The sequence below is a fragment of the Neobacillus sp. B24 genome (assembly GCF_055381825.1).
Genome location: NZ_AP035777.1, coordinates 5,050,157 through 5,071,318, shown reverse-complemented (window position 1 = coordinate 5,071,318; position 21,162 = coordinate 5,050,157). Strand labels below are relative to the sequence as shown.

Below are 21,162 nucleotides of genomic sequence, written 5' to 3'. Positions count from 1 at the left end.
AGTAATGGGTCAAGTTATATCGAGAAGGAAACAGGATTGGAAATCCTTCCTATCGTTTCCTTGGTTATTCCGGCTTATTTTATTCCGATATTTCTGTAGTGGCAAAAATGTAACTAAATGTTCAAAAATTCTCCTTATAATTGACAAAATAAACAAATCCTTTTCCGATATAGTAATAATATATATTCAAAGTTTCTTCAAGGGGAGAGAGCAGATTGTCATTAAAATTAGGTGCCAAGATCAATGTGATTTTTCTAGCGGTTATTTTGTCTTTATCAGTCATCATTGGGTTTGTTGTATATCATGAAATCTCAATAGGAGTAAAAGAATTTGCAGTTGAGAAAGCCAAAGGTGATTTAAGGTTAGCGAATCGGTATTTAGATAATGAGTATCCAGGAGATTGGGAGATTAGGGATAAGCAGCTCTATAAGGGTACCAAATTGATCAATGGAAACTTTGGTATCGTTGATATAATCGGCAAGGACACAGATGATACAGTTACTATTTTTCAAGGCAATACTCGTATTGCCACAAATGTAATCAAAGATGGAAAACGGGCAGTCGGAACACAGGTATCTCCAGAAGTAGAGGAGATAGTTTTGAAAAAAGGGAAGTACTATTATGGAGAAGCTGATGTAGCTGGACATACATACCAAACTGCCTATATGCCGATAAAAAATAGGAATAACGAAATCATTGGTATTTTTTATGTGGGAGCTCCGGATCAAATTATTAATAAGATTTTGTCATCCTTTTTTGTAAAATTTATTGTAGTAGTAGGAATTATGATTGTGATTTCAGGTGTTTGCATTTACTGGTTTACTTTCAGGATGAAAAAGAGATTGTCAACAATTACCGAGGCCCTCCAATTAGCGGGGGATGGCGATTTTACCACAGAGATTAAGGACCGTTCGAGGGATGAATTTGGTGTACTTGCATCAAGCTACAATCAAATGTCAGAAAAACTGAAGAGAATGTTACACAATGTAATGGCTACATCTGAGGCAGTTGCAGCCTCATCGGAACAATTAACAGCAAGTGCTCAAGAAACAAGCAGGGCAGCAGGGTTAATTTCTGAGTCTATTCAACAAGTTGCCGGTGGCGCTGAAGATTCGACTTCAAGTGTGCAAGAGAGTGCAATTTCGTTACAAGAGGCTACAAAGGCAGTCCAGTCGATCGCGGAAAATGCCTCTGTTATATCCGGTGTTAGTTCTCAGGCAACCGAAAAGGCCAAAGAAGGAGAAGCATCAGTTGATAAGACCGTGGAGCAGATCAAGGAGATTAAACGCTCCGTTGTGACTAGTGGCGAGGTCATAAAATTACTGGATAAACGATCTGCGGAAATTGGAGAAATTACGAAGGTCATTTCAAGTATTGCTGAGCAAACGAATCTCCTAGCGTTAAACGCAGCAATCGAAGCGGCACGTGCCGGTGATCATGGAAGAGGATTTGCTGTTGTGGCAGATGAGGTTCGTAAACTGGCGGAAGAGTCTCATAAGTCCTCCTCTCAGATTACTAGTTTAATTTCCGTCATTCAAAAGGATATGAAACAATCTAATCTATCGATTGAACAAGTATCGAGTGCAGTAGATGTTGGACTTGAGATCGTGCAGGAAACTGAGGGCAATTTTAAAGAAATCTCATACTTTATGAAGAAACTCTCAACACAAATAGTGGAAATGGCTGAAACCGCAGAGGAAATCTCCGCGAGCATCCAGGAGGTTTCATCTAACATTGCTGGAATAGCGTCTATCTCCAATCAAACAACCGAGTATTCCCATAGTGTTGCGGCATCAGCAGAGCAGCAATTGGCATCAATGGAGGAGATTGCTACTGCTTCTAATTCTTTATCTAATCAAGCAGATGAATTACAGAAATTGATTGGTAAGTTTATTATATAAACTCATTAATACCTAGCCAAAAGTACCCCAGTTTTATTCATTACTTGGGTACTTTTGGCTTTTTTTATGCAGGCTCTTCGTTATCGCTTGAAGGTCCCTCTTCCAATATGGTTTGGCACAATTTTTCTGTGGGATGGACCGGTTGGCATTTAGCTTTCGCCCACAATAGGGGCAAATCCACGTACCGTTCTGATAGCTGCTATAAGAATATTTTTTGCAGGCCTTGCAGAACATCTCATACAAACTGGTCCCCTCCCATCCACTTACATGTTACCTCTGTGGTGATGTATTTGCCATTAGTGTTAAGGTGGATTTGAAACAGAAGGCAGGATGATATACTACTATACTTTAGTATGAGAGCCTAGATTACCTTTGGAAAATGCCTGTTGGTCCTAGGAGCGGGAATGGCTCCATATCGCTCATTAACGGTGTCAGTGAATGCTTTTAGAATGGAGGGGGCTACCCTTGAGCATTCTTGTTTTAGAATTTCTGTCACCGCCTCCTCAATCGTCATCGCCGGGCGATAGGACCGAGGGCTAATCATTGCAAGATAGGATTCCACGATTCCTAGCGCCTGGGCAAGAAGCGGAATGGAACTCTCGTCGATTGTATTCGGATATCCTGTGCCGTCTGTTCGTTTATGATGTTTTACAAAAACCTCTTTAATAGGCTGAAAGACTTCGAAATTTCCAAGTAAGGAAGCGCCAAATTGGCAATGATTTTGAACTAGATTATACTCGTATTCTGTTAATTTCCCGCTTTTCTCAAATAAGTAATCAGGCCATTGAGCCTTACTTACAAAATGTAACAGTGAAAGGAGTTCAATTTCCCAGTCTTTTACTTTCAAATTAGGCACTTTTGCGCTCATATGTTTCATGAGTTCGGACATTTGGTTGATTTCATTTCTGGTGGTTTGAGACTTCATCTCTACAATCGGTATCAGGTTGCTTAGCACTTCAAATAGATGATTTTTTATTTCTTTATCCTTTTCTAGTTTTTTTGCATTCCGTATAAAATAAACATGCTTAACCATGATGTAGCCGATGATCACACTTCCGATGGCTAATAGAATTTGAAAAATGCTTTTTGTGGTATTTTCATAGCTCAGATGGTTAAGAGTCTGGTTGTGGAACAGAATGAAAAAGGAATACGAAATGAGGTATAGACTGCTCCAAACCTTATAGGTCCCTTCTCTCTCTATTAGTGCGACAATAATCGGGTAGTATAAAAGATACACCCACATATAATGGAAATCTAATGGATTGTAAAATCCAATAATCGTAAAGATCGATAGGATTGCACCATTCAATAGGTGATGATATTCAGAATCCATGGTATGAACCAAATTATATAAGGTATAGAAAAACCAATTGGAAACCATGCAAAAGGCAGCCAATAGGAGCAAAGCCTTCGTAAATATACTTGGAACAATCACAAAACAGAGAAAACCGATGATAGCAGCAATACTCATCACAATAGCCAGCATCAACAAGGAACGTTCCCGTTGATAGATAAATTCTTTATTGATTTCTTCCATTATTATCCTTCTCCTTTAGACGCTCATTTCAATAAGATTGTTTTTTAAGGCATAAATCACTGCTTGTGAACGGTTGGGCTGACCAGTCTTTCTGAGAATGCTGCTTACATGTGTTTTTACGGTTGCTTCAGAGATAAATAATTTGTCGGCTATCTCAGAATTACTTAAATTGTCGACAATACAGCTGAAGACTTCACTTTCTCTTTCAGTAAAATGCAAGTGGCTTTTTTCCTTAAGGGACTGCATTTGTTTCGGATTCACCTTTGGCTGAAAACAGGAATAACCTAGCAAGACCATTTCGATGGTTTGTAAAATTTGCTCTGGAGGGGTGTCTTTCATGATGTAGCCGTCAATTTCTTCATTCAGAGCATTATAAATATCTTCACTGTCGTCATACGCAGTTAAGATGATTATTTTTACACCGGGAATTTCTTTCTTCAGTTGCTGACATAGGCTAATGATGGATACTCCTGGCATTTTCAAATCAGAGATAATCAAATCCGGCAAACATTTCTTTGCTACTTCCATTACTTCATTCCCATTGGCGGCTTCTCCTATTATGGAATACGATTCATCACTAGAGATAATCATTTTAAGCGCTTCACGTACGATTTGATGGTCATCTGCAATTACTACTTTACACATGCGCCATAACTCCTTTCCGTGGAATAACTGCCAAGATTTCTGTTCCATTGCCAATCTTTGAGTGTAACGAAATATGCCCGCCAAGCTGGGTAACCCGTTCCTTTAAGCCGGATAAACCGTATGAATGTGGTTTCCGTTCTTGGATGGAATAGGGATCAAATCCAATTCCATTATCAATCACTTTGATTGTCCATTGAACAACTGTTCGTTCGACGTTTACGGAGACGGTTGTTGCCTGAGCGTGCTTCAAAATATTATGGACGGATTCCTCGATGATGCGGTAAATCGTCTCCTCGACTTCGACTGCATCCTCCAAATGTTCTCCCGTATAATTCAGATTGATTTCGACCGGTGTTTGGTAGGTCAATCTTCTGATGAGCTGCTGAATCGCATCATAAATATTTGACTCTTTCTGCTCTCCTTTGAGATGCGCAATATAAGATCGTACCTCTTGTTGGCAGGACAAAGTGTACTGTTCCATTGTCCGGATCAGCTCCGGGAGGTGGGCATCGTGTCCTTTTGAAGCATGGATTTTGATTTGAAAGAGCTGGGCTGACAGAAAAAACAGCTGCTGGGCCAAGCCGTCATGCATGTCTTGCGCCATTTTATTCCGGACATCTTCCTTCATGGAAGCAGCCTGGTCTTGGATATAAAGGAGCATATTCAATCTGTTTGAAAAAGAAGTTAAGAGAATACGTACTAAAATGAGGTGAAATTTATCAAGCTGTCGCTTTTTTTCAAACGGGATGACGAGGGCGCCGCTATTTTGGTCCGCCCGATATGTACTAATAGGAATGATGAGGGCTCTCACTTCGTCCCCCAAGTAATCAATCCTCATCACCTGATGTTTTTTGCTATGAGAAAACTGTTCATAGACGATTTTAGTATAATACTGGTTTTTCCAGTCGTCTATAAAACTATTATTTGTAAACAGACACACGTAACACTTTGAACAACTCACCATTTTATAAGCATATTTTTCAGTTAACTGATGGAGTTTCTTCATGGAGTGGACGTTCGAAATTTCCTCTATATACCGCAAAATCACCAGCCATTTTTTTATAAAAGAGGTAATATTGCTCCACAAAATCGTCATTAAGAGAAACAGGATAAACCCCAGGAAAAAGAAGAGTGGGAATAGTGTTTCCATTACCGTATTTTGTTGATAATGGCTGTACGTAATCACAGCGGCCAGGGCCGAATAGATAAAGGTAATGACCAGTGTTTGCTCTTTTGAAAAAATAATACCCACAAGTAAGCAGGTCGTATAGAGATAGTAAAGTTGTTGAATTTCCGGCGTGAGATAGGCATTTGTCAGTAATAGGGCAGCAAGCTCGATGAATAAGGCTATTTTCCAAGATGTCCTATTCTGGTTACGGTAGTGAAGCCAGGTAAACCAGATATTAAAAAGAATGAGCAGTGTGTAAGGGAATGAATAGTAGGAATCCCATTTTATATGTATGAGAAACAAACTTAGTAAAATAGCCCATCTGGCAAATAGGATATATCGCCTAATTCCGTTTGCTAATTTAGACATAATTATCACCCAAATGGCACATTTTGATAGGTACATACAAATTCTACTACTTTTCGAATTTTTCTAGCAAGAGCGAAAAATGGGATATACTGGGAACCTTTGTCGGAATATGGGGTAATATTAAAAAAATTCAGCATTCGACGGAAGATTTTTTATTAGAGGATTACTGAGGGAGGGAATTCAAGTAAAAAAGAGATGGAACAAGCGGTGCTTGTTCCTGGGTAGTGTATTATTAATTATTATCTTTACGGGCTTTTTTACATTAGCCCAAATGGAAGTAAAGAGATCATTGCCTCTCCGGTAATTTGCCCTTCTTGGATAGGACCCATGTCAACACTTCTGCTATCCAGGCTTTCACCAGGTGTTCTATTGTCTCCCATAATGAAGTATTGGCCGGCTTCAACTTTTACTTCGGACATTTCACTCGAAATCCCGGTAGTGAAATTTTCTTCTATTGGTTGTTGATTAACATAGACGATTCCATTTTCGATTTCAACCTTTTCTCCTGGTAATGCTATGACTCTTTTGATAATTTTAAAGCCGTTGGTGTCCTGAACAAGGACAATATCGTTTCTTTCAATCTTATAAAATAAATTGCTAGTTAACACGATATCTTGATTTTTGAAGGTAGGATTCATTGAATTTCCATTTATGATGGTAATACCAAGGGCAAAGCGTAGCGTAAAAAATATGATCGCTAACAACAATAAGAACTTTAGCCAACTTAAGAATTCCGCCTTAAATTCAACTTGGTTTTCAAATAGCTTGTCATCTTTTTTACCGATTGTGTGCTCTCGCATGATTCATCACCGTTCTTTACATTGAAGTATTGTATTAGTTTCCTGCATCGTTATTTTCTTGTTTAACAGCCTGATCCATCTTTTCTTTCGCCTGTTGAAGAATGAGGTCCAATTCGCTGGTTATGTTGCTCTTTTCTTCGAAATTATCGATTTTATAATTCTTGATTAGTTCATCTGTATAAATCTGCAAGTTCTTTACGCGTTTTTCCTTTTCTGCTTCAGTAAAGGCATTTAATTCTTGTTCTGCCTCTTTGATTTCTAGTTGCAACTCTTCCTTTAAACGCTTAAGTTGTGTTTCCTTTTCCGTCATCACCGCTTGTTCAATTGATTCAATTGAATTTGTTTTTTGCTTATTAAACCAATTTATCAGCATGGCTTCGATATCCTGATCTGCAAAAGCAACATTGATGCTGCTTATTATTCCCGCGCTTAAAAAAAGAGTTCCAACTAGAAACTTGGCAGTCTTTTTTGTACCTTTTTTGTTGTGTTTTTCTTTCCTGCTAAGCATTGTACGCCCTCCTCGTAAAACTGAGGGTCTCAAAAGGATTGAGACCCTTGGTTTATTTAAAATTTGATTATTTCAATCCGTCTACAACAGCCTGATCAAGTTCACCTTTGGCTGCATTTTCAAGTTCTTGAGCTTTAGCTGTGATTAGGTTTTGTTGAGTTTGCACAAATTCAGCAAGTCTGCCTTCTAGGTAAGATTTAACTTCAGAGATTTTGTTGTCGATAGCAGTTTTAAGTTCGCCGACAGTAGCATCCTTCTCAGCGTTCAATTTTGCTTCCAATTCACGCTTTGCACGATCGATCTCGCCGTTTAAATCGGCCAAAGCTTCTTCTTTGGCAGTATCTAATTCAGACTGGACCTGACCTAACGCTGCATTTCCTTTACTAGTTGCATGGGAAGATAGAATCCTTTCAGCTTGAGTTTGACCTTCTGTAGCCATTTGATTTAACATGCCTTCTGCAATTCCTTTAATCCAATCAAATTGGCCTTCAATACCTGCGGAAATTTGACCTTCTTTAGCTTTTAAAGCATCAATATATCCCTGTGTAGCAGTATCAATATTGCCAGAAGCAGTGTTGATAGCGGTATCTCTAGTACCGTTAATTGCAGTAGTTGCACCCGCCATCATGCTTTTTCCATCTCTTACAATACCTGGAACTTTACTAGCTGCATATTCCTCTAGTGGTTTTTGCATAGAAGCACCGGCAGCTTTAAATTTCCCGTTATACCAATCTTGTAATTGTGTACCAACATCTGTACTAGCAAATGCAGCACTAACCCCTGATAACAACCCTACTGCTACAACACCTGATAGTACCTTTGTTTTAACCGACTTTTTTGCCATGACTCATTCTCCTTTTCTTTTTAAAAAATTTATTAGTAGAATTTGTTTAACCAAATTCAGAGTAACCTTACTTACTACTTAATAGATCTGAAAGCATTTCTTCTACATCATCTGTAATTTCAAGCTCCAAATTCGCCTTTTCCTTCTCGACAACATCACTGAAATCACTGTCTTCCAAACTTGCCTTAACCTTAGCAAGGCGCTGCTTGTAATTTTCCTGGTAGCTTTCTAGGTCGTCTTTTGATTGACTAATTGTAGATAGATAAAATGTTTTCAATTTAGCTGCTGCTTCTTCTTTTTCAGTCACAAGCGGGCTTTTTCCAATGTTTCTAATTTCCATTAATCCGTCTGCCATGACTGGTGTGGTTGCTTGGAGGCTTGTATCATACGCAGCCTTATACCATTTCTCCAAATAGCTGCCAACATCCTGATTTGCCATCACGGAAGCAGCTGTCAGAGATAAGAGTGCAGTGGTGATTACCAATACCTTTTTAAATCTACCCATTACAACCCCTCTCTATCTTTCTAGTTTTTTTGAACTATCTTGCTGATGGGTTAATAGTATCACTTGGATAAAAATTTCCATATCGAGCGTCAGGGTGATTTTTCCCCTCATACTGAGGGATGAGGTGATATCCAACTTGTAGAATGTTGTCGGGAAGGAAGCGGGGGACGGTTGTGTGCTCCATCCATGTAATGAGAGTTAAAGGGAATAAGGATTGGGGAAACCTATTTGTTATGCTTTTGAAGTCCTAATTGGTAATCTTATTGTAGAAGGACGCTAGTTCCTAGTGTTGTGGTAGAATAGCAAGAAATGGGGGATTAAAGATGATGGAATTCAAGTTCACCGAGAAAGAAATGATTTTTGAAAATGAACAGTATGTAACGAAGATGCTTATTAATGGAAAGGGAGAAGGACATGATGGAGGAGAGACAAGACTTCGCTGTGCCGTTGCTATTACCCTTTGTGTTAAAGAAACGCAAAACGAATTAAACCTTCGGGCAAATATTTACTGGGATGCAAAATACCCAAAAATTCACCCTATCTTTACGGGTGGCAGCCTAGTAAATTTTATAAAGGATCAAGGTCATAATTATGATGAATTCAAAGAATACTGGGATAAAGTTAAACGATTGGCATCTAACGTATTCACAGATGAGGAAATTCTTGAGTATCGAAAAAAGATGCAAGTAAATGTTTAAGTTACTGACTGAAAAGGAGGGGGGACAAAACCCTCTCTAGAAATCTAAAATGAGGCTGGGATAAAACTCATCTTTGAACTAAAAAGACGATGGCGTTTTACGACTAGTAAAATGTTATCGGCTTTGATAAAAGCAGAAAGGTGAATTTGAGTATGCTCAAATTCACCTTTTTCTATTTTGAAGCTAGTTATGTCCCAGTCTCATCAATTTAGTTTCTTTCACAAGCATAGCCGTCATTATCCCGATCCATTTTGGATGTATACGCGGGATGATCCGAAGCAACTCCGTTCGGATATACTGTCCTCAGGTCGGTGCAATTTGCAAATGAGGTCTTTCCTACGGTTTGTGCTGAGGTTGTTTGTTGCTGTTGCTGTGCCCTTGCCTGAGCTTCAGCCTCTGCCTTCGCTTTGGCTTCTGCTTCCTGCTTTGCTTTGGCTTCGGCCTCCGCCTGAGCTTTAGCCTCCGCTTCCGCCTTCGCTTTGGCTTCAGCTTCCGCCTGAGCTTTAGCCTCCGCTTCCGCCTTCGCTTTGGCTTCGGCCTCCGCCTGAGCTTTAGCCTCCGCTTCCGCCTTCGCTTTTTCCTCCGCCGCTGCCTTAGCCTCAGCTTCTGCTTTAGCTTTGGCCTCAGCTTCTTTTTTAGCTGATGAAGCTGCTTTTTTCTTATCATCCGTTTTTGATTTTACTTTTGCTTCTGATGCCTGATTTTTGGTATCCTTCTGATCGTCAGGAAGCATAGCTGCACTTCCTAGCCAGAGTACCATTGCCCCTAACATGAGCAGAAATCTCTTTTTGGCCTTTCCGTTTCTTTTAAAAAGAGCAACAATGCCTCCGATAAGAAAAACGATAAAGGCAAAAAAAACTAGAGCGAACAAAACCGGGATAGCCGCGTTACCAGATCCTAATAGCAAAATGATAAACCCGACTACCATCCATAAGAAATTTTTTCTTGCATTGGATTTCGTTTTCTGAGTCCATTGATTCCAGAAACAAGAAAATAGACCGTAATGATCCATCCAACCAAAATAAAGAATGTTGCCAAAATAATCCCCCCTATTTGTATAACGATAAAACTTAGTCCCTACTATTATATAAGAAATTCCAAGTAGAGAGGGATATATATTCTTTCTATAGGTTAAACGTGCTTTCTAAATAAAAGATCACCTGATCGAATGTCGTATGTTTCGCAAGGAAGACGTCGTAGAAAACCGTCCCGTGCTTCCTATTTTTCAGAAACTGTGCTGCTAATCCAGCCCTGATTTCCATCCGGCAACTTGACAAAGTACCAATTTTCCCCGTCATCACCGATTTGTTTTTCATTTAGGTATAGTATTTTTTCTGTATTGCCTACGACCGTTATGACTTTTCCGTTTAATGAAGGAGTTTCGCGGATATTGGCACGGAACACTGTAAGGGTTATGTAGGCTTGCTCAGGTGTTTTTGCATAAAGTTGTTCCTGTTCATTGTCTTGAAACATTTGTAAACTGGAAACCCTTTCTTTACTTAAATCATAAATTTCCGGACCGTAGGTTACACCTCCCGAAATGAGTACACCAGCTAGAACTGCAGCCATAAGCTTTTTCGAATGGGATGCCACCCAATCAAGTGAGAAATTGCGCCAAGGGAATAGGAATGATTTTATATATAGTGATTTTAGATATTGGGTAAGTTGATCTGGGGTGCCTATTTCATTATCTATTTCTAGCAATTCCTTTAATTGTCTCGTCGTAAAGTGTATTCTTGGTTCTTTTGCAGCATCTTCATTTCCTAGCGCTATTCCGAGGACATCTTCCAAGAACTGTTCAGCAAGGAGAAATGCCTTCGATTCCTGCTTTATTTGTCGAATGGATGGGGCGTTTTCACCTAAATAGGATCCTTCTGTTTCCCACCGATTGACAATACGTTGCAGATAGGACACGACGACTTTAAGGTCCTCTAACCTTCCACGTTGCAATCCTTCTTTTATAAAACGAAACAAAAGGTGGGCCTGTTTGGAAAATTTATGGTCGATATCACTGTCCAAAATTAATAATGGCATTTCCGAGTATAGCTTTTTGCACGTCTCGAAGAATGAATCTCTATGGCCGTTCCTATATTCCTCCAGTAAAGCTTCTTGATAGGAAATAGAGTAATAAAGATGTGCGATATAAAGTGCAGATTTGCCATCATATAGTTCAGCTCTCGCAACAACGGGTCTTTGCTTCACAATTTGAAAAAGCTCCATTGAAACTTTAATAGCCTTTTGCCAGTTTTTTTGTAATATAAGCTTTTGGATTCCAGAGGTTGTTTCCCGCATCCAATCTTCCGTGTCTTTTCTTTCACTTTCCGTAATGGTCAGATAATAGTGGCCGCTGATTAAAGCCATAGTCTGAAACGTATAATGGTATACATTTAGCTGATCATTTACTCGCAATATTGTACCGCCATAAATCGTCATCATAGCCAGTCGGTAGTGGTCCTCAAGTTCCTTAAGAAAATGATTGAAGTTGGCAATATAAGAGTTCCATTTCGTAAATACTTTTTCTAAAGAGTTGGTTAGTTGTGTATGGTCGTTTCCACCCATCAATGCCCCGACACCAGCACCAGCAAAAGGGACTCCAATAAGCATGCCAAGCAGGGTGGCGCCGCCTTTAATAATTGCTTTATCTCTTTTTCCACGGTTTAGTTCATCCAACAAAAGGGCGTGGTTTCCTATTGCCTCTGTATAAGTTTTAAGAGAATCTGTCAGCACCACGATATGATGAAGAATTCCATTTCTTACAGCATGGAAAAAGGGAGATGGATACACGTAGCGCTTAAATAGCTCGCCATACTCCTGGGTGGCCATTTGTTTAATAAAGTCGAGGTATTCCTTTTCTAATTTGTCAAATTTAAGAGCGTCCTGTAAATCCCAAGACACTTTGCTTGGATCTGTGAGCCTGAAAAATTCCTTAATATAGTGATTCTGATCTTCCTTAGTTGGATTATCTGGCATGGTCTCTTCCAATTTGGATAATTCGTTATAACGATTCTTTAATCGATTCCAAACTTGCTCCATTGCTTTATTCGTTTTCATTTCAACGAAGGCGACGATTTCTTGACATATATCGTTATGTAAACGTTTTTGCAAATCAATGATTATATCCTGATATTCACGGTGTGGATTGGAAAAAAAGGCTTCAAATTTTGCTTGACTTTGTGCCATATCAGAACAATCCTAACAAGTCCAACCCATCGATTGCATCGGTGGCTGATCCTAAGTCCAACATGGAAAACTGTGAGGAAATAGTATCAATATCGCTAAAGGTATTATGAATATCGAATACCTCCAAACTGGTATTCGAATCGATAAAAGGAGAGGTAAATGAAATCTGGGTTCCTCCAAAAATATCCGGGGAGGTGGTAAACAATGTTTCAGATGTTGAACCGGTAAATACGACCCCGTTTCCCATAAAATTTGGTTCCATAGTTCCGATATACTCTCCGCCTTGATGAAAGGTCTCAGCACTAAAGATAGAGGCGGTCCCTACGATATCATTGGACACACCGGCGAAATCGAGTGTGGCACTACCATAGATATTTTCAGTCAAATGTGCCGTTTCTCCATTCTCAAATATGACGGTTTCTCCACCGGCAGCGCTTGGCACCGTTTCCAAAATTACATTTCTATTCCCATCTGTTAACGTGCTGCCTCCTAGTAGGTTCTTCTTAAAATGAAGAATTTCTGTAACAGGGGAAACCATCGGATCGTTCGAATACAACGAACTTAACAATGCTGATTGATATGAATCCAACTGTTGTCATCTCCTATGTCTATGAATATAGTCCTATTATAGAATAGGATGAATTATATGAAAATAAATATTTGAAAATAATGTAAAGGACAGGGAATTAATAAATATTAAGTATTACCTATTGTTATCACCAGGCATATTTTTGGGGGATGCTAGAAATTCTATCAATCAATTTACATTTAGAACTTGGAATCCACTAAGTTAGTTGCCCAGCTGATATTCAGGAAATAACGTCTATGTCTACAGATGACCAAATAGTGGTTTTGAACAGGTACTGGAGCCGGTCAAGGAAGGCACCTATATTGCAAAAGTCACAAGAAAAACATTTTTAAAATGGCTGTGGTAAAATTTGAATAATATTTTTGAAAATATAACAAAATCATCTAAAAATTCCCTTTTTGTAGTATAATATACCTAATTCCATCCAGAGAAAATGGGGTATACAACATGGCAGTTGAGGGAAAAAGGCAATCAACGACTCTTAGTATCATCTTGATTTATCTATTACTTTACTATAGTTGGCTTATTTATTTTGATAGAAATGAAGAAATGCTAAAGATTGGCGGTAATGCATTTCAACTGATCGCCCCGATTATTAGTGCATATTGGTTATTTAGTGAGTGTCATAGAAGTAAAGGAAGGGAACGGCTTTTCTGGTTATCCTTTGGTCTTGGAAACATTTTTTATATCGTGGCCCAATTAATTTGGAATTATTATGAATGGATTCTACATATTGATGCGCCTGCGGCAGGACTTGCTGATATAATATGGTGTTTACAATACGTGGCCTATTTTATTGGGATGTTATTGAAAAGGCTCGATTTAAGTGGCGAAGGCAAAACGTTAAAACTGCTATTAGATATTTTAGTCGTTATGGTAGTTGCGGCTACCTTAAGCCTAGAGTACATTATTGACCCTATTTTGAAAACCTCTGACGGGTGGGAGGTCTTTATATATATTTTTTACCCGGTAGGAGACTTGGGGCTGTTGCTTGGAGCACTGGCCATTGCATATGCCTCCGAAAAGGCATCTTCCCATTCTTTAAATACCTTGTTATCACTAGGGATTGTGGCACAAATTATAGCTGATACCTATTACTCTTATGCAGCACCGCTGGGAAAATATCATACGGGTAACTTAATCGATCCGATATGGGCCTTGGGGTTATTATTAATTGGGGCAGCTGTATTAAATGAAGATAAGGTTGCAAGCGGAGCAGTTCTAAAAAAGGAACTAGCGATTATTCACCTTCCGGCAACGCAACGGTCTGTTATTGATTATATATACTTTGCTTTACCCTATGCAGGAGTGATTTTCTTATTCCTACTGATGCTAACGCGTGTAGCTTTGGATGTAATTTTTATCGGGGTATGCATTTCTGTTGGCATGCTGATTATTAGACAAATTATAACGCTAATTGAAAACGGTGACCTCCTGGCCAAATACAAAATATTAACCAATGAACTTGATAGTAAGGTAAAGGAACGGACACAAGAATTGGAATATTTGGCGTATCATGATCAACTGACAGGAATACCAAACCGCCGATATTTTGAGACTAATTTGAAAGAAATCATTACACGTTCTAAAATATATCATCATTCCTTTGCCCTGCTATTACTCGATTTGGACCGTTTTAAACAAATTAATGATGTGATGGGTCACGGTATGGGAGACTATTTGTTAATAGAAATGGCAAATAGGTTAACTTATTCGGTAGTCGAAAGGGCAAAAGTATTTCGACTGGGAGGGGACGAGTTCACCATTCTCATTCCGGACACCAATGAAAAAGAAGTAGAAGAGTTGGCCCGGAACATTAATAAAGCGGTTAGTAGACCACTTTTATTGGATGACGAGGTCGTAAAAATATCAACATCAATTGGAATTTCCATGTTTCCCGACAATGGAGATAATCCAGATACATTATTCAAGCAGGCAGATGTAGCCATGTATGAAGCCAAAAGCGCCGGGAAGGATAATTATCAATTTTATAGAAATGAAATGAAAACTAAGATATCTAAGCGGATCACGATTGAGAATGGACTCCGGAAGGCATTGGAGGAGCAGTCCTTTAGTCTCGTCTATCAACCTATTGTTAACACCGATACAGAAGAAGTTTCTGGAGCAGAGGCTCTTCTTCGCTGGAACCATCCGACATTAGGGAATTTACCACCTTTAGAGTTTATTCCTGTGGCAGAGGAAACAGGATTAATTGTTGAAATAGGATATTGGATCATTGAAACAGCTTGTTTCGAGGCAAAAAGCTGGCATGGGGAAGGACACTTTCTTGAGATTTCGATTAATATATCAGTAGCTCAATTTAAGCAGGAAGATTTTGTGGAAAAGGTCAAAGCCATTATTGATAAAGTTAACCTGAATCCGAGGTATATCCATTTTGAAATCACAGAAAGTGTTGCGATTCTGAATGCTGAAATGGTTATTTCTAAATTGGAGGAATTAAATTCATTAGGAATTCAATTTTCTATTGATGACTTTGGGACAGGGTATTCCTCATTGAACTATCTTAATAAGTTTCCGTTAACCATTTTAAAAATTGATAAGTCGTTTATTGATGGCATTGACATCAACTCACAAAATAAACAAATTGTATCGACGATTATTAACCTTGCCGCCCACTTAAAAGTAGATGTGATTGCTGAAGGAGTAGAGACATCTGTACAAGTGGAAACCCTTCGGTCGTTAGGTTGTCAAAATGCTCAAGGCTACTTATATAGCAAACCTTTACAGAAAGAAAAATTTGCAGAATTTATTAAAACCGCCAACCTAAGAAATAAAGCAACTGAGACTATTGAGTATATGTAGTTCAACATTTTAAGATATTTAAAAAAACCGGTCAATTGAAGTGACCGGTTTTTTTATGTCCTACTATTTCGCATGTCGAAAAAGGTCGAAACTACATGCCTGGCAGTGTGATGGGATTCTTTTTGGTTAGGTTACTAGGGAACGTATAGTTTCAACGAAGCCACTCGAAGTGTCCAAACACCAATGGGCCGTGGGGTGAGTCGTCAATTAGGGAGTTGCCTTTTCTATTGGCCTGTTCTCTGTGCCAAGGGCTTCCTGAAGCGGCAGGGCTTTTTGTTTTTTGGTCATAAAGAAGAATACTCCTAATAGGACGAGCAGGCCTCCGGTAATCTGCCAGCCTGTCAGCCCTTCTCCGAGCAGGATGTATGCTAGGATTGTGGAGCCAACGGGTTCTCCCAATATGCTCATGGAAATCGTTGTGGCATTCACGTAGTTTAACAGCCAGTTGTTGATGACGTGGCTGAGGGACGGAACGATAGCCAGCAACAGAAAAATGCCCCATTCCTTTGCGGGATAGCCCGTTAGTGGCACCCCAGCCCAAACATTGTATATGACGAGCACAATGCCGGCGCTTAAGAATACACAAAAGCTATAAATCCAGTGGGTAAATCCCTTAATAATAGTTTGGCCAATGAACAAATAGCCAACGACGGCAATTACACTAAAAAACGAGAGGATGTCACCGGTGATCGCAGCCGCACTCAGGCCAAAGTCGCCCCAGCCAATCATCACGGCACCTACGATGGCGATCCCCATGGTGGCCAGAGCTGAAGCGGTGGTCCGTTCCTTGAACAGGAAGAATCCGCCGATTAATGAAACCATTGGCTGCAGGGCCAGGATAATTGTTGAACTGGCGACCGTCGTATATTTTAACGAGCTAAACCATAGCACAAAATGGAAGGCAAGAAACACACCGGAAAAGAATAAAAGGGCTCCATTTTTCTTACTGATGGTTGTCATTTCATGCCGGTATCGCCAAGCCATCGGTGCTAACAGCAGGCTTGCGAATAACATCCGATACATGCTTAATATGGAAGCGGGTGCGTCGGACCATTTCACAAAAATTGCCGAGAACGAAATGGCAATAATCGAAATGGTTAACGGCAACGCGATAGATTTTGGTGGCTGCTGTTGATTCATGGTTCGTTACTTCCTTTCTGAATAGGCACATATATTACTAAGTTAATATTATAGCACGGGTAATGGAAAATTGGGGGTGGATTCTCACTTGTTTTAACGCGGTAAAGTATAAGGGTTTTGCAAATGAGCATTGGGCATTGCGGTTGTGCCATCGGAAGTGTTTGCTTAGGCTTTTGGGATGTGAAGATAACACAAAGCCCCTTCTTAAAAAAGTAAGAAAGGGCTAGTGTTTTATGTACTCATTTTTTGATTTATTAATTGATCTAGAATTTGACTTAGGCTAATTGTTAACTGAGATGTAAGCCCCTCAGTCATCCCTGTATGGATCATCTTACCCCTTATAAGTTCAATTTTCTTGATTAATTCGTCATTACTCACTTTATTTCGCTCCTATTGTTTGTATAGGATAATATTACCAAAGGTGAAGTGGGTAATGGGTAATAAAAATTTTACGATTTTGTTACAAAATGGTAAATCCGAATGATGCTACCATTGGGGGCGGATTTCGACATTCTTTTGTTGCGAAAACAGCTATAAATTCATTTGTCAGTATAGTTCTGACTCAAGCTAAACAAACGATTGGTTAATTGACAAATTTTTTGTATGGAAAAGCTGAAGAATGCTGCTAAATTAAGATTCTTACAGCTTTTATCCAAACGTTTGGATGGGTGAAGTAGTGTTGAAAGGTGCCGGAACCTGGCGAAATATTTAGTTACTATGAGACTCCAAGAAATGAGTAGCCATCATCTGGCAAGGTTCACCAAAATTTTTGCGGGAAATTAATATTAAATGTTTATTTTTCAATGTTTCCAGTGAATTTACTTAAACGTTTGTCTGGTCGACAAGGATTTTTATGATAAGGGAAGTAAAAAGCTAACAGTGAAGGCGTTACAGCTAGGTAAACAATCGTTTGATTAGTTTGCCTGCGGCCAACAATTTATCGCAAAACCCCGAAGATTGACAGGTGAATTAGTCATGGGGACGGTTGCTGGTAAAAAAGGCAGCCACCGACCCCTGTTTTTATATCTTTTATCCCTTCATGCGCCCAGGCAGATTCTGAATCGATTGGACCACTAAATCGAGCTTGGATTCGATCCGGTACAGCAGATAAAGGGTCACGACGATGGGAAAGCCTACCTCGCTGACGAGTGGGATGAGTTGGTCCACGAGTGTTCACTCCTTTCTTTAAGTTTTAATTTAAAGGCCCTGTTATTATTCATTGTTGATAATCAAACAAGGTATGAGAATTCATTAGCGGAGAATTTCCGGCTAATGTTATAGAGAGAGCTTAAGAAGCAGAAATAAGAGGAGATTTGAGACCGTCGATTAATTGGTAGTTTAGTTCTCTTCTAAACCTTAATTCACAAACTTTGTGAATTTTATCAGGATTTTTCACAAACTTTCACTATTTTACTGATTTTTTCCCCTCTCGAGGCCATCTATTTGTCCTAATTTCCCTAATTTGGGCAGACGGGGGCCATCACCCGATTTTCGCATTTTTTGTAACGGTAAAAGGGCTTGATGGGTTCGGCTAATTTCTTAACCATAATTTTTAGATTGATGACCATGGCCGTCAATTTGGACGCAATCCTTAATGGTTCCCTTCCTCGTGTTCTTGGCTTCCTGAGTCCATGATGGTTGGCAGCTTCATGATTCGTCCTTTCCACATCATACCTGGCCCTTAATGCATGCTTTCCAGCTTCGGTTTGGTTGAAGGACTTCGCTTGTTCCATGAGTTCATAATAATCACTGATAAAGATAGACCGGCCGTCTTTATTCGTCGTACATTGTTCAAACAACGGGCAGGCTTTACACGTTTCTCCGAATTTAAATTGATACCCTTGCGCCTTGTTATTTCGTACTTTTTTAGAAGTCGAGTTCCCCAGCGGACAAGTGACTTCATCCAATTCAGTGTCATAGACAAACCAATCGTTTTCCAACAATCCCGTTGGATTTGTACTTCTTTGTATGGGGGCGCTCAGTAAGATCTGCATCTCTGTTATTTTCTGGCGATTTTCACCTGTACCATAAGCCGTGTCACCGATGACATGTTTCGGTGCCACACCATGGCGATTAATCATTTCCTCCACCATCGGGACAAGACGGTCCCCATCCCATTCGTTGCCTGGAATGGGTTCCGCATTTAAGATTAATCCGTGCTCCCTTGACTCCAAGACTTGGATTTTATCTCCGGTAAACTTCTTTGATTTCGTTTTGTGTCCACTCCGGATTTCTGGATCATAGGCACTTCGGATACGGTCTTGTGGTTTTTCTTTTTTCGATAATTCTTGGTAGTGGAGTGGTTCCTGTCCAGTACCTTCAGGTTTATTTGAAACCATCGGTTTCGTGTTCTCTTGTAAAATTTGATAGAGGGTCGCTTGAAGCTCCAAACAACGAAGCTGCTGCTCCGCTTTTTTCCATGTCCAAAATAAGGGGTGTACCCTTTCACTTTCTAGCCAATGTAATAGGCTGTAGGCTTCCACCGCCAGGCGGCTAAATAATACCAATCGATCCTTTTCAGTTGTTCGATCTGATAGCCGTTTCAGGAAGCTTTTGAGGGGACAGTCCTGTAAAAGATGGGTATATAACTTCGGATATGTACGTTTGATGTGTTGGATAAGTTGAAGGATCCCTTGCTGGATTAAACGGTATGCCCCCACCTTGGCAATGTTGGCGTAGGTATGAAAAGAATCGATAAGCCAACGGTCATCTTCTTTCCCCCATAGCCCTTTCGCCAAAGCCTGGGAAAGAATATGATGATGGCACGCATCAAAAAGGTCAGAACCCATGCGGTCTCGGTCGAGCCCCAAGGTACTATGATCGAATCCGTTAAAAGCTACAGGTACTCCGAAAAAACGTTTTAAATCCATACGATAAAGGATGGCCTCTTCCATTTCACGATCAGAGTAATTGTGATAGCGTTGAGCAAAATGAATCTTTAATTTTAATGTAGGGGCAAAAGGACGTTGCCCATTTGAGGAATATAAGGGCGCACAGAGTTCATCTGCAAAGGAAAAGTCAACCACTTGTTCCACTCGGCTCCAGAAAGGATGGGGAGGAACTGAAGCGAAGACTTCATAATCTGATAAGGTTAACTGGCCAAATGTTTTATATTTAATGTGCGCCATCACAATCACTCCATACATAAGATATATCTTAATTTTATCGTACATATGGAGTGGAGTGATAATAAAATAATAGAATTTAGAAAAGTATGTGAAAAAGGTATTTGTGGTGAGTTAATCGACAGTCTCGATTTTCCGACTAACTGCTCTAAATAAGGCAAAATCCAAAGATTTGGATCAAATAAGCGGAAAACCTCCTTTTATTATTTAGGAAATTTGGATATTTCCCAATTTAAACGGAAATTTTCCGTTTATTTTTCAAATACAGTGAGATCAGCACCCAGTTATAACTGGGCCTATTTAAAAGGCCGGGTTCAGCATCTGAATCCGGCCTCTGTTTCATTAAACAATCTCATATTCGACGATGTTGCGGTCGACGACGCGAGCGCCCTTGGCCTCAACGTAGCGGCCGCTGGCTGATGTGAAGACATCTGCTGCGATGATTTGCTCCATCGCCTGCTTTACTGCTGCTTCGTCAATCGGTTCCTTTGGATTATCCAAGGAAAGGCGGGCTGTCTTGCCGAGCTCCGTAACAAACTGCAATTCTAGTGTTTTTGCCATGTTCTCACCTCCTTTTTTATGCAGACCGCATCTTAGAACGCGGTCGGTGCACTAATGTTTACTCCAGGGATTAAGCAGTGACTATGGTGTTGTCGTTGCGCTCCACTGTGTTTAGCGGATCATTGCATAAAGCAGAAATCGCCATAGATGCTTGGAATAATTGATCCCCCGTTACTTCCTTTCTCACGTTACTAAACGTTTTAGACTTGTAGATTGTTTTACCCAGGTCATCAAGACCTACCTCAAACATCAAACGAAGCTTCGTACTTTCCAAAAATGACTGTGCCATCGTCTCTCACCTCCTTTCACCCTCTATATACCGTTCTAAGGGTAAAAAGGACAGGGGGGAGGGGCTTTTTTTCAAAAAGTACCATGGGGACGGTTTTACGGGTTCCCTTACCTTTTTAGAAACGCTTTGAGATTTGGTTAGAGGGGCGCTATTTGGACCACGCCACAAAGGGGAAAAGCTTCCAAACCACATGCACAATTTTATATCAGGACATTGTAACAAATGTTTTCCAGAAGCAAAAGAAGGCAAACAGGACGTGGGGACGTGTTTAGAATTGATGCATTTAACTTATCAAATAACTAAATTTGCGGGGGCGAATTAGTACTAATATTGAGACTAGGAATTCGTGCGCCCTACACTAACAAAGAAATCTTGTTTCACAAAAAATGTATACGAATATTGAATAAAGCCTGGATTATGGCCCTTATGTCTTGAAATGCATAAATAGTCCATATTCATGGTAAATCCGAGTCCACTCGT

At 39.8% G+C, this 21,162-nt stretch carries 19 protein-coding genes; 3 read left to right on the top strand and 16 right to left on the bottom strand.

Features of this window, described 5'->3' with window-relative positions; genetic code table 11:
• Positions 1 to 215 precede the first annotated feature (215 nt).
• Complete coding sequence (locus tag ACZ43M_RS24950) at positions 216 to 1,901, top strand: methyl-accepting chemotaxis protein (protein WP_464505219.1); 1,686 nt, start codon at positions 216 to 218, stop codon at positions 1,899 to 1,901.
• 361 nt (positions 1,902 to 2,262) lie between these two features.
• Here the strand turns inward: ACZ43M_RS24950 and ACZ43M_RS24945 are convergent, their stop codons facing one another.
• The 7 genes from ACZ43M_RS24945 to ACZ43M_RS24915 all read right to left on the bottom strand — a co-directional run bounded on the left by ACZ43M_RS24945 (position 2,263) and on the right by ACZ43M_RS24915 (position 8,277).
• Positions 2,263 to 3,438: an HD-GYP domain-containing protein gene (locus ACZ43M_RS24945; protein WP_464505218.1), complete on the bottom strand. Its 1,176-nt coding sequence runs from the start codon at positions 3,436 to 3,438 to the stop codon at positions 2,263 to 2,265.
• A 15-nt stretch (positions 3,439 to 3,453) separates the two neighbouring features.
• On the bottom strand, positions 3,454 to 4,083 hold the full coding sequence (locus ACZ43M_RS24940; RefSeq protein ID WP_464505217.1) for a response regulator: 630 nt from the start codon (positions 4,081 to 4,083) through the stop codon (positions 3,454 to 3,456).
• Complete coding sequence (locus ACZ43M_RS24935) at positions 4,076 to 5,620, bottom strand: sensor histidine kinase (RefSeq protein ID WP_464505216.1); 1,545 nt, start codon at positions 5,618 to 5,620, stop codon at positions 4,076 to 4,078. Before ACZ43M_RS24935 ends, ACZ43M_RS24940 begins: the two co-directional genes overlap by 8 nt.
• A gap of 257 nt (positions 5,621 to 5,877) precedes the next feature.
• Positions 5,878 to 6,420 (bottom strand): signal peptidase I, encoded by a 543-nt coding sequence (gene lepB, locus ACZ43M_RS24930; RefSeq protein ID WP_464505215.1) that lies wholly within the window; start codon positions 6,418 to 6,420, stop codon positions 5,878 to 5,880.
• 34 nt (positions 6,421 to 6,454) lie between these two features.
• Positions 6,455 to 6,928: a hypothetical protein gene (locus ACZ43M_RS24925; RefSeq protein WP_464505214.1), complete on the bottom strand. Its 474-nt coding sequence runs from the start codon at positions 6,926 to 6,928 to the stop codon at positions 6,455 to 6,457.
• Between the two features lie 67 nt (positions 6,929 to 6,995).
• A complete protein-coding gene (locus tag ACZ43M_RS24920) occupies positions 6,996 to 7,772 on the bottom strand; it encodes a hypothetical protein (protein WP_464505213.1) in 777 nt (258 codons plus the stop codon).
• A 67-nt stretch (positions 7,773 to 7,839) separates the two neighbouring features.
• The gene (locus tag ACZ43M_RS24915; protein WP_464505212.1) at positions 7,840 to 8,277 is read right to left on the bottom strand and encodes a hypothetical protein; all 438 of its coding nucleotides are present in this window, start codon (positions 8,275 to 8,277) and stop codon (positions 7,840 to 7,842) included.
• 323 nt (positions 8,278 to 8,600) lie between these two features.
• Here ACZ43M_RS24915 and ACZ43M_RS24910 point away from each other — a divergent pair, with 323 nt between their 5' ends.
• Positions 8,601 to 8,975, top strand: a complete 375-nt coding sequence (locus tag ACZ43M_RS24910; protein WP_464505211.1) for a hypothetical protein — start codon at positions 8,601 to 8,603, stop codon at positions 8,973 to 8,975.
• Positions 8,976 to 9,183: 208 nt separating this feature from the next.
• Here the strand turns inward: ACZ43M_RS24910 and tolA are convergent, their stop codons facing one another.
• From tolA to ACZ43M_RS24895, 3 genes are all read right to left on the bottom strand, one after another.
• Positions 9,184 to 9,747, bottom strand: coding sequence for a cell envelope integrity protein TolA (tolA, locus tag ACZ43M_RS24905; RefSeq protein WP_464505210.1), 564 nt, complete (start codon positions 9,745 to 9,747; stop codon positions 9,184 to 9,186).
• Between the two features lie 446 nt (positions 9,748 to 10,193).
• Positions 10,194 to 12,155 carry an SH3 domain-containing protein gene (locus ACZ43M_RS24900; RefSeq protein WP_464505209.1) on the bottom strand — a complete coding sequence of 654 codons (1,962 nt, stop codon included), beginning with the start codon at positions 12,153 to 12,155 and terminating at the stop codon, positions 10,194 to 10,196.
• A 1-nt stretch (position 12,156) separates the two neighbouring features.
• Positions 12,157 to 12,744, bottom strand: a complete 588-nt coding sequence (locus ACZ43M_RS24895) for a hypothetical protein (RefSeq protein WP_464505208.1) — start codon at positions 12,742 to 12,744, stop codon at positions 12,157 to 12,159.
• Positions 12,745 to 13,191: 447 nt separating this feature from the next.
• On the opposite strand from ACZ43M_RS24895, the gene ACZ43M_RS24890 reads away from it, so the two are divergent.
• The gene (locus tag ACZ43M_RS24890; RefSeq protein WP_464505207.1) at positions 13,192 to 15,567 is read left to right on the top strand and encodes a putative bifunctional diguanylate cyclase/phosphodiesterase; all 2,376 of its coding nucleotides are present in this window, start codon (positions 13,192 to 13,194) and stop codon (positions 15,565 to 15,567) included.
• Between the two features lie 207 nt (positions 15,568 to 15,774).
• On the opposite strand, the gene ACZ43M_RS24885 is transcribed toward ACZ43M_RS24890, so the two are convergent.
• The 6 genes from ACZ43M_RS24885 to ACZ43M_RS24860 all read right to left on the bottom strand — a co-directional run bounded on the left by ACZ43M_RS24885 (position 15,775) and on the right by ACZ43M_RS24860 (position 20,682).
• The gene (locus ACZ43M_RS24885; protein WP_464505206.1) at positions 15,775 to 16,707 is read right to left on the bottom strand and encodes a DMT family transporter; all 933 of its coding nucleotides are present in this window, start codon (positions 16,705 to 16,707) and stop codon (positions 15,775 to 15,777) included.
• A 231-nt stretch (positions 16,708 to 16,938) separates the two neighbouring features.
• Positions 16,939 to 17,085: a Spo0E family sporulation regulatory protein-aspartic acid phosphatase gene (locus ACZ43M_RS24880; RefSeq protein WP_464505205.1), complete on the bottom strand. Its 147-nt coding sequence runs from the start codon at positions 17,083 to 17,085 to the stop codon at positions 16,939 to 16,941.
• A 651-nt stretch (positions 17,086 to 17,736) separates the two neighbouring features.
• Positions 17,737 to 17,874: a YvrJ family protein gene (locus ACZ43M_RS24875; protein ID WP_464505204.1), complete on the bottom strand. Its 138-nt coding sequence runs from the start codon at positions 17,872 to 17,874 to the stop codon at positions 17,737 to 17,739.
• A gap of 290 nt (positions 17,875 to 18,164) precedes the next feature.
• Positions 18,165 to 19,835 carry a transposase gene (locus ACZ43M_RS24870; RefSeq protein ID WP_464505203.1) on the bottom strand — a complete coding sequence of 557 codons (1,671 nt, stop codon included), beginning with the start codon at positions 19,833 to 19,835 and terminating at the stop codon, positions 18,165 to 18,167.
• 339 nt (positions 19,836 to 20,174) lie between these two features.
• On the bottom strand, positions 20,175 to 20,393 hold the full coding sequence (locus tag ACZ43M_RS24865; RefSeq protein ID WP_464505202.1) for a DUF2922 domain-containing protein: 219 nt from the start codon (positions 20,391 to 20,393) through the stop codon (positions 20,175 to 20,177).
• 70 nt (positions 20,394 to 20,463) lie between these two features.
• Positions 20,464 to 20,682: a DUF1659 domain-containing protein gene (locus tag ACZ43M_RS24860; protein WP_464505201.1), complete on the bottom strand. Its 219-nt coding sequence runs from the start codon at positions 20,680 to 20,682 to the stop codon at positions 20,464 to 20,466.
• Positions 20,683 to 21,162 lie beyond the last annotated feature (480 nt).

Excerpts from the sequence above, each read along its gene's own strand:
- ACZ43M_RS24865 (WP_464505202.1), bottom strand. The coding sequence starts at position 20,393 with ATGGCAAAAACACTAGAATTGCAGTTTGTTACGGAGCTCGGCAAGACA.
- ACZ43M_RS24940 (WP_464505217.1), bottom strand. The coding sequence starts at position 4,083 with ATGTGTAAAGTAGTAATTGCAGATGACCATCAAATCGTACGTGAAGCG.
- ACZ43M_RS24900 (WP_464505209.1), bottom strand. The coding sequence starts at position 12,155 with ATGGCACAAAGTCAAGCAAAATTTGAAGCCTTTTTTTCCAATCCACAC.
- lepB (WP_464505215.1), bottom strand. The coding sequence starts at position 6,420 with ATGCGAGAGCACACAATCGGTAAAAAAGATGACAAGCTATTTGAAAAC.
- ACZ43M_RS24870 (WP_464505203.1), bottom strand. The coding sequence starts at position 19,835 with ATGGCGCACATTAAATATAAAACATTTGGCCAGTTAACCTTATCAGAT.
- ACZ43M_RS24920 (WP_464505213.1), bottom strand. The coding sequence starts at position 7,772 with ATGGCAAAAAAGTCGGTTAAAACAAAGGTACTATCAGGTGTTGTAGCA.
- tolA (WP_464505210.1), bottom strand. The coding sequence starts at position 9,747 with ATGTTAGGGGCAATGGTACTCTGGCTAGGAAGTGCAGCTATGCTTCCT.
- ACZ43M_RS24935 (WP_464505216.1), bottom strand. The coding sequence starts at position 5,620 with ATGTCTAAATTAGCAAACGGAATTAGGCGATATATCCTATTTGCCAGA.
- ACZ43M_RS24945 (WP_464505218.1), bottom strand. The coding sequence starts at position 3,438 with ATGGAAGAAATCAATAAAGAATTTATCTATCAACGGGAACGTTCCTTG.
- ACZ43M_RS24915 (WP_464505212.1), bottom strand. The coding sequence starts at position 8,277 with ATGGGTAGATTTAAAAAGGTATTGGTAATCACCACTGCACTCTTATCT.
- ACZ43M_RS24890 (WP_464505207.1), top strand. The coding sequence starts at position 13,192 with ATGGCAGTTGAGGGAAAAAGGCAATCAACGACTCTTAGTATCATCTTG.
- ACZ43M_RS24860 (WP_464505201.1), bottom strand. The coding sequence starts at position 20,682 with ATGGCACAGTCATTTTTGGAAAGTACGAAGCTTCGTTTGATGTTTGAG.
- ACZ43M_RS24885 (WP_464505206.1), bottom strand. The coding sequence starts at position 16,707 with ATGAATCAACAGCAGCCACCAAAATCTATCGCGTTGCCGTTAACCATT.
- ACZ43M_RS24910 (WP_464505211.1), top strand. The coding sequence starts at position 8,601 with ATGATGGAATTCAAGTTCACCGAGAAAGAAATGATTTTTGAAAATGAA.
- ACZ43M_RS24925 (WP_464505214.1), bottom strand. The coding sequence starts at position 6,928 with ATGCTTAGCAGGAAAGAAAAACACAACAAAAAAGGTACAAAAAAGACT.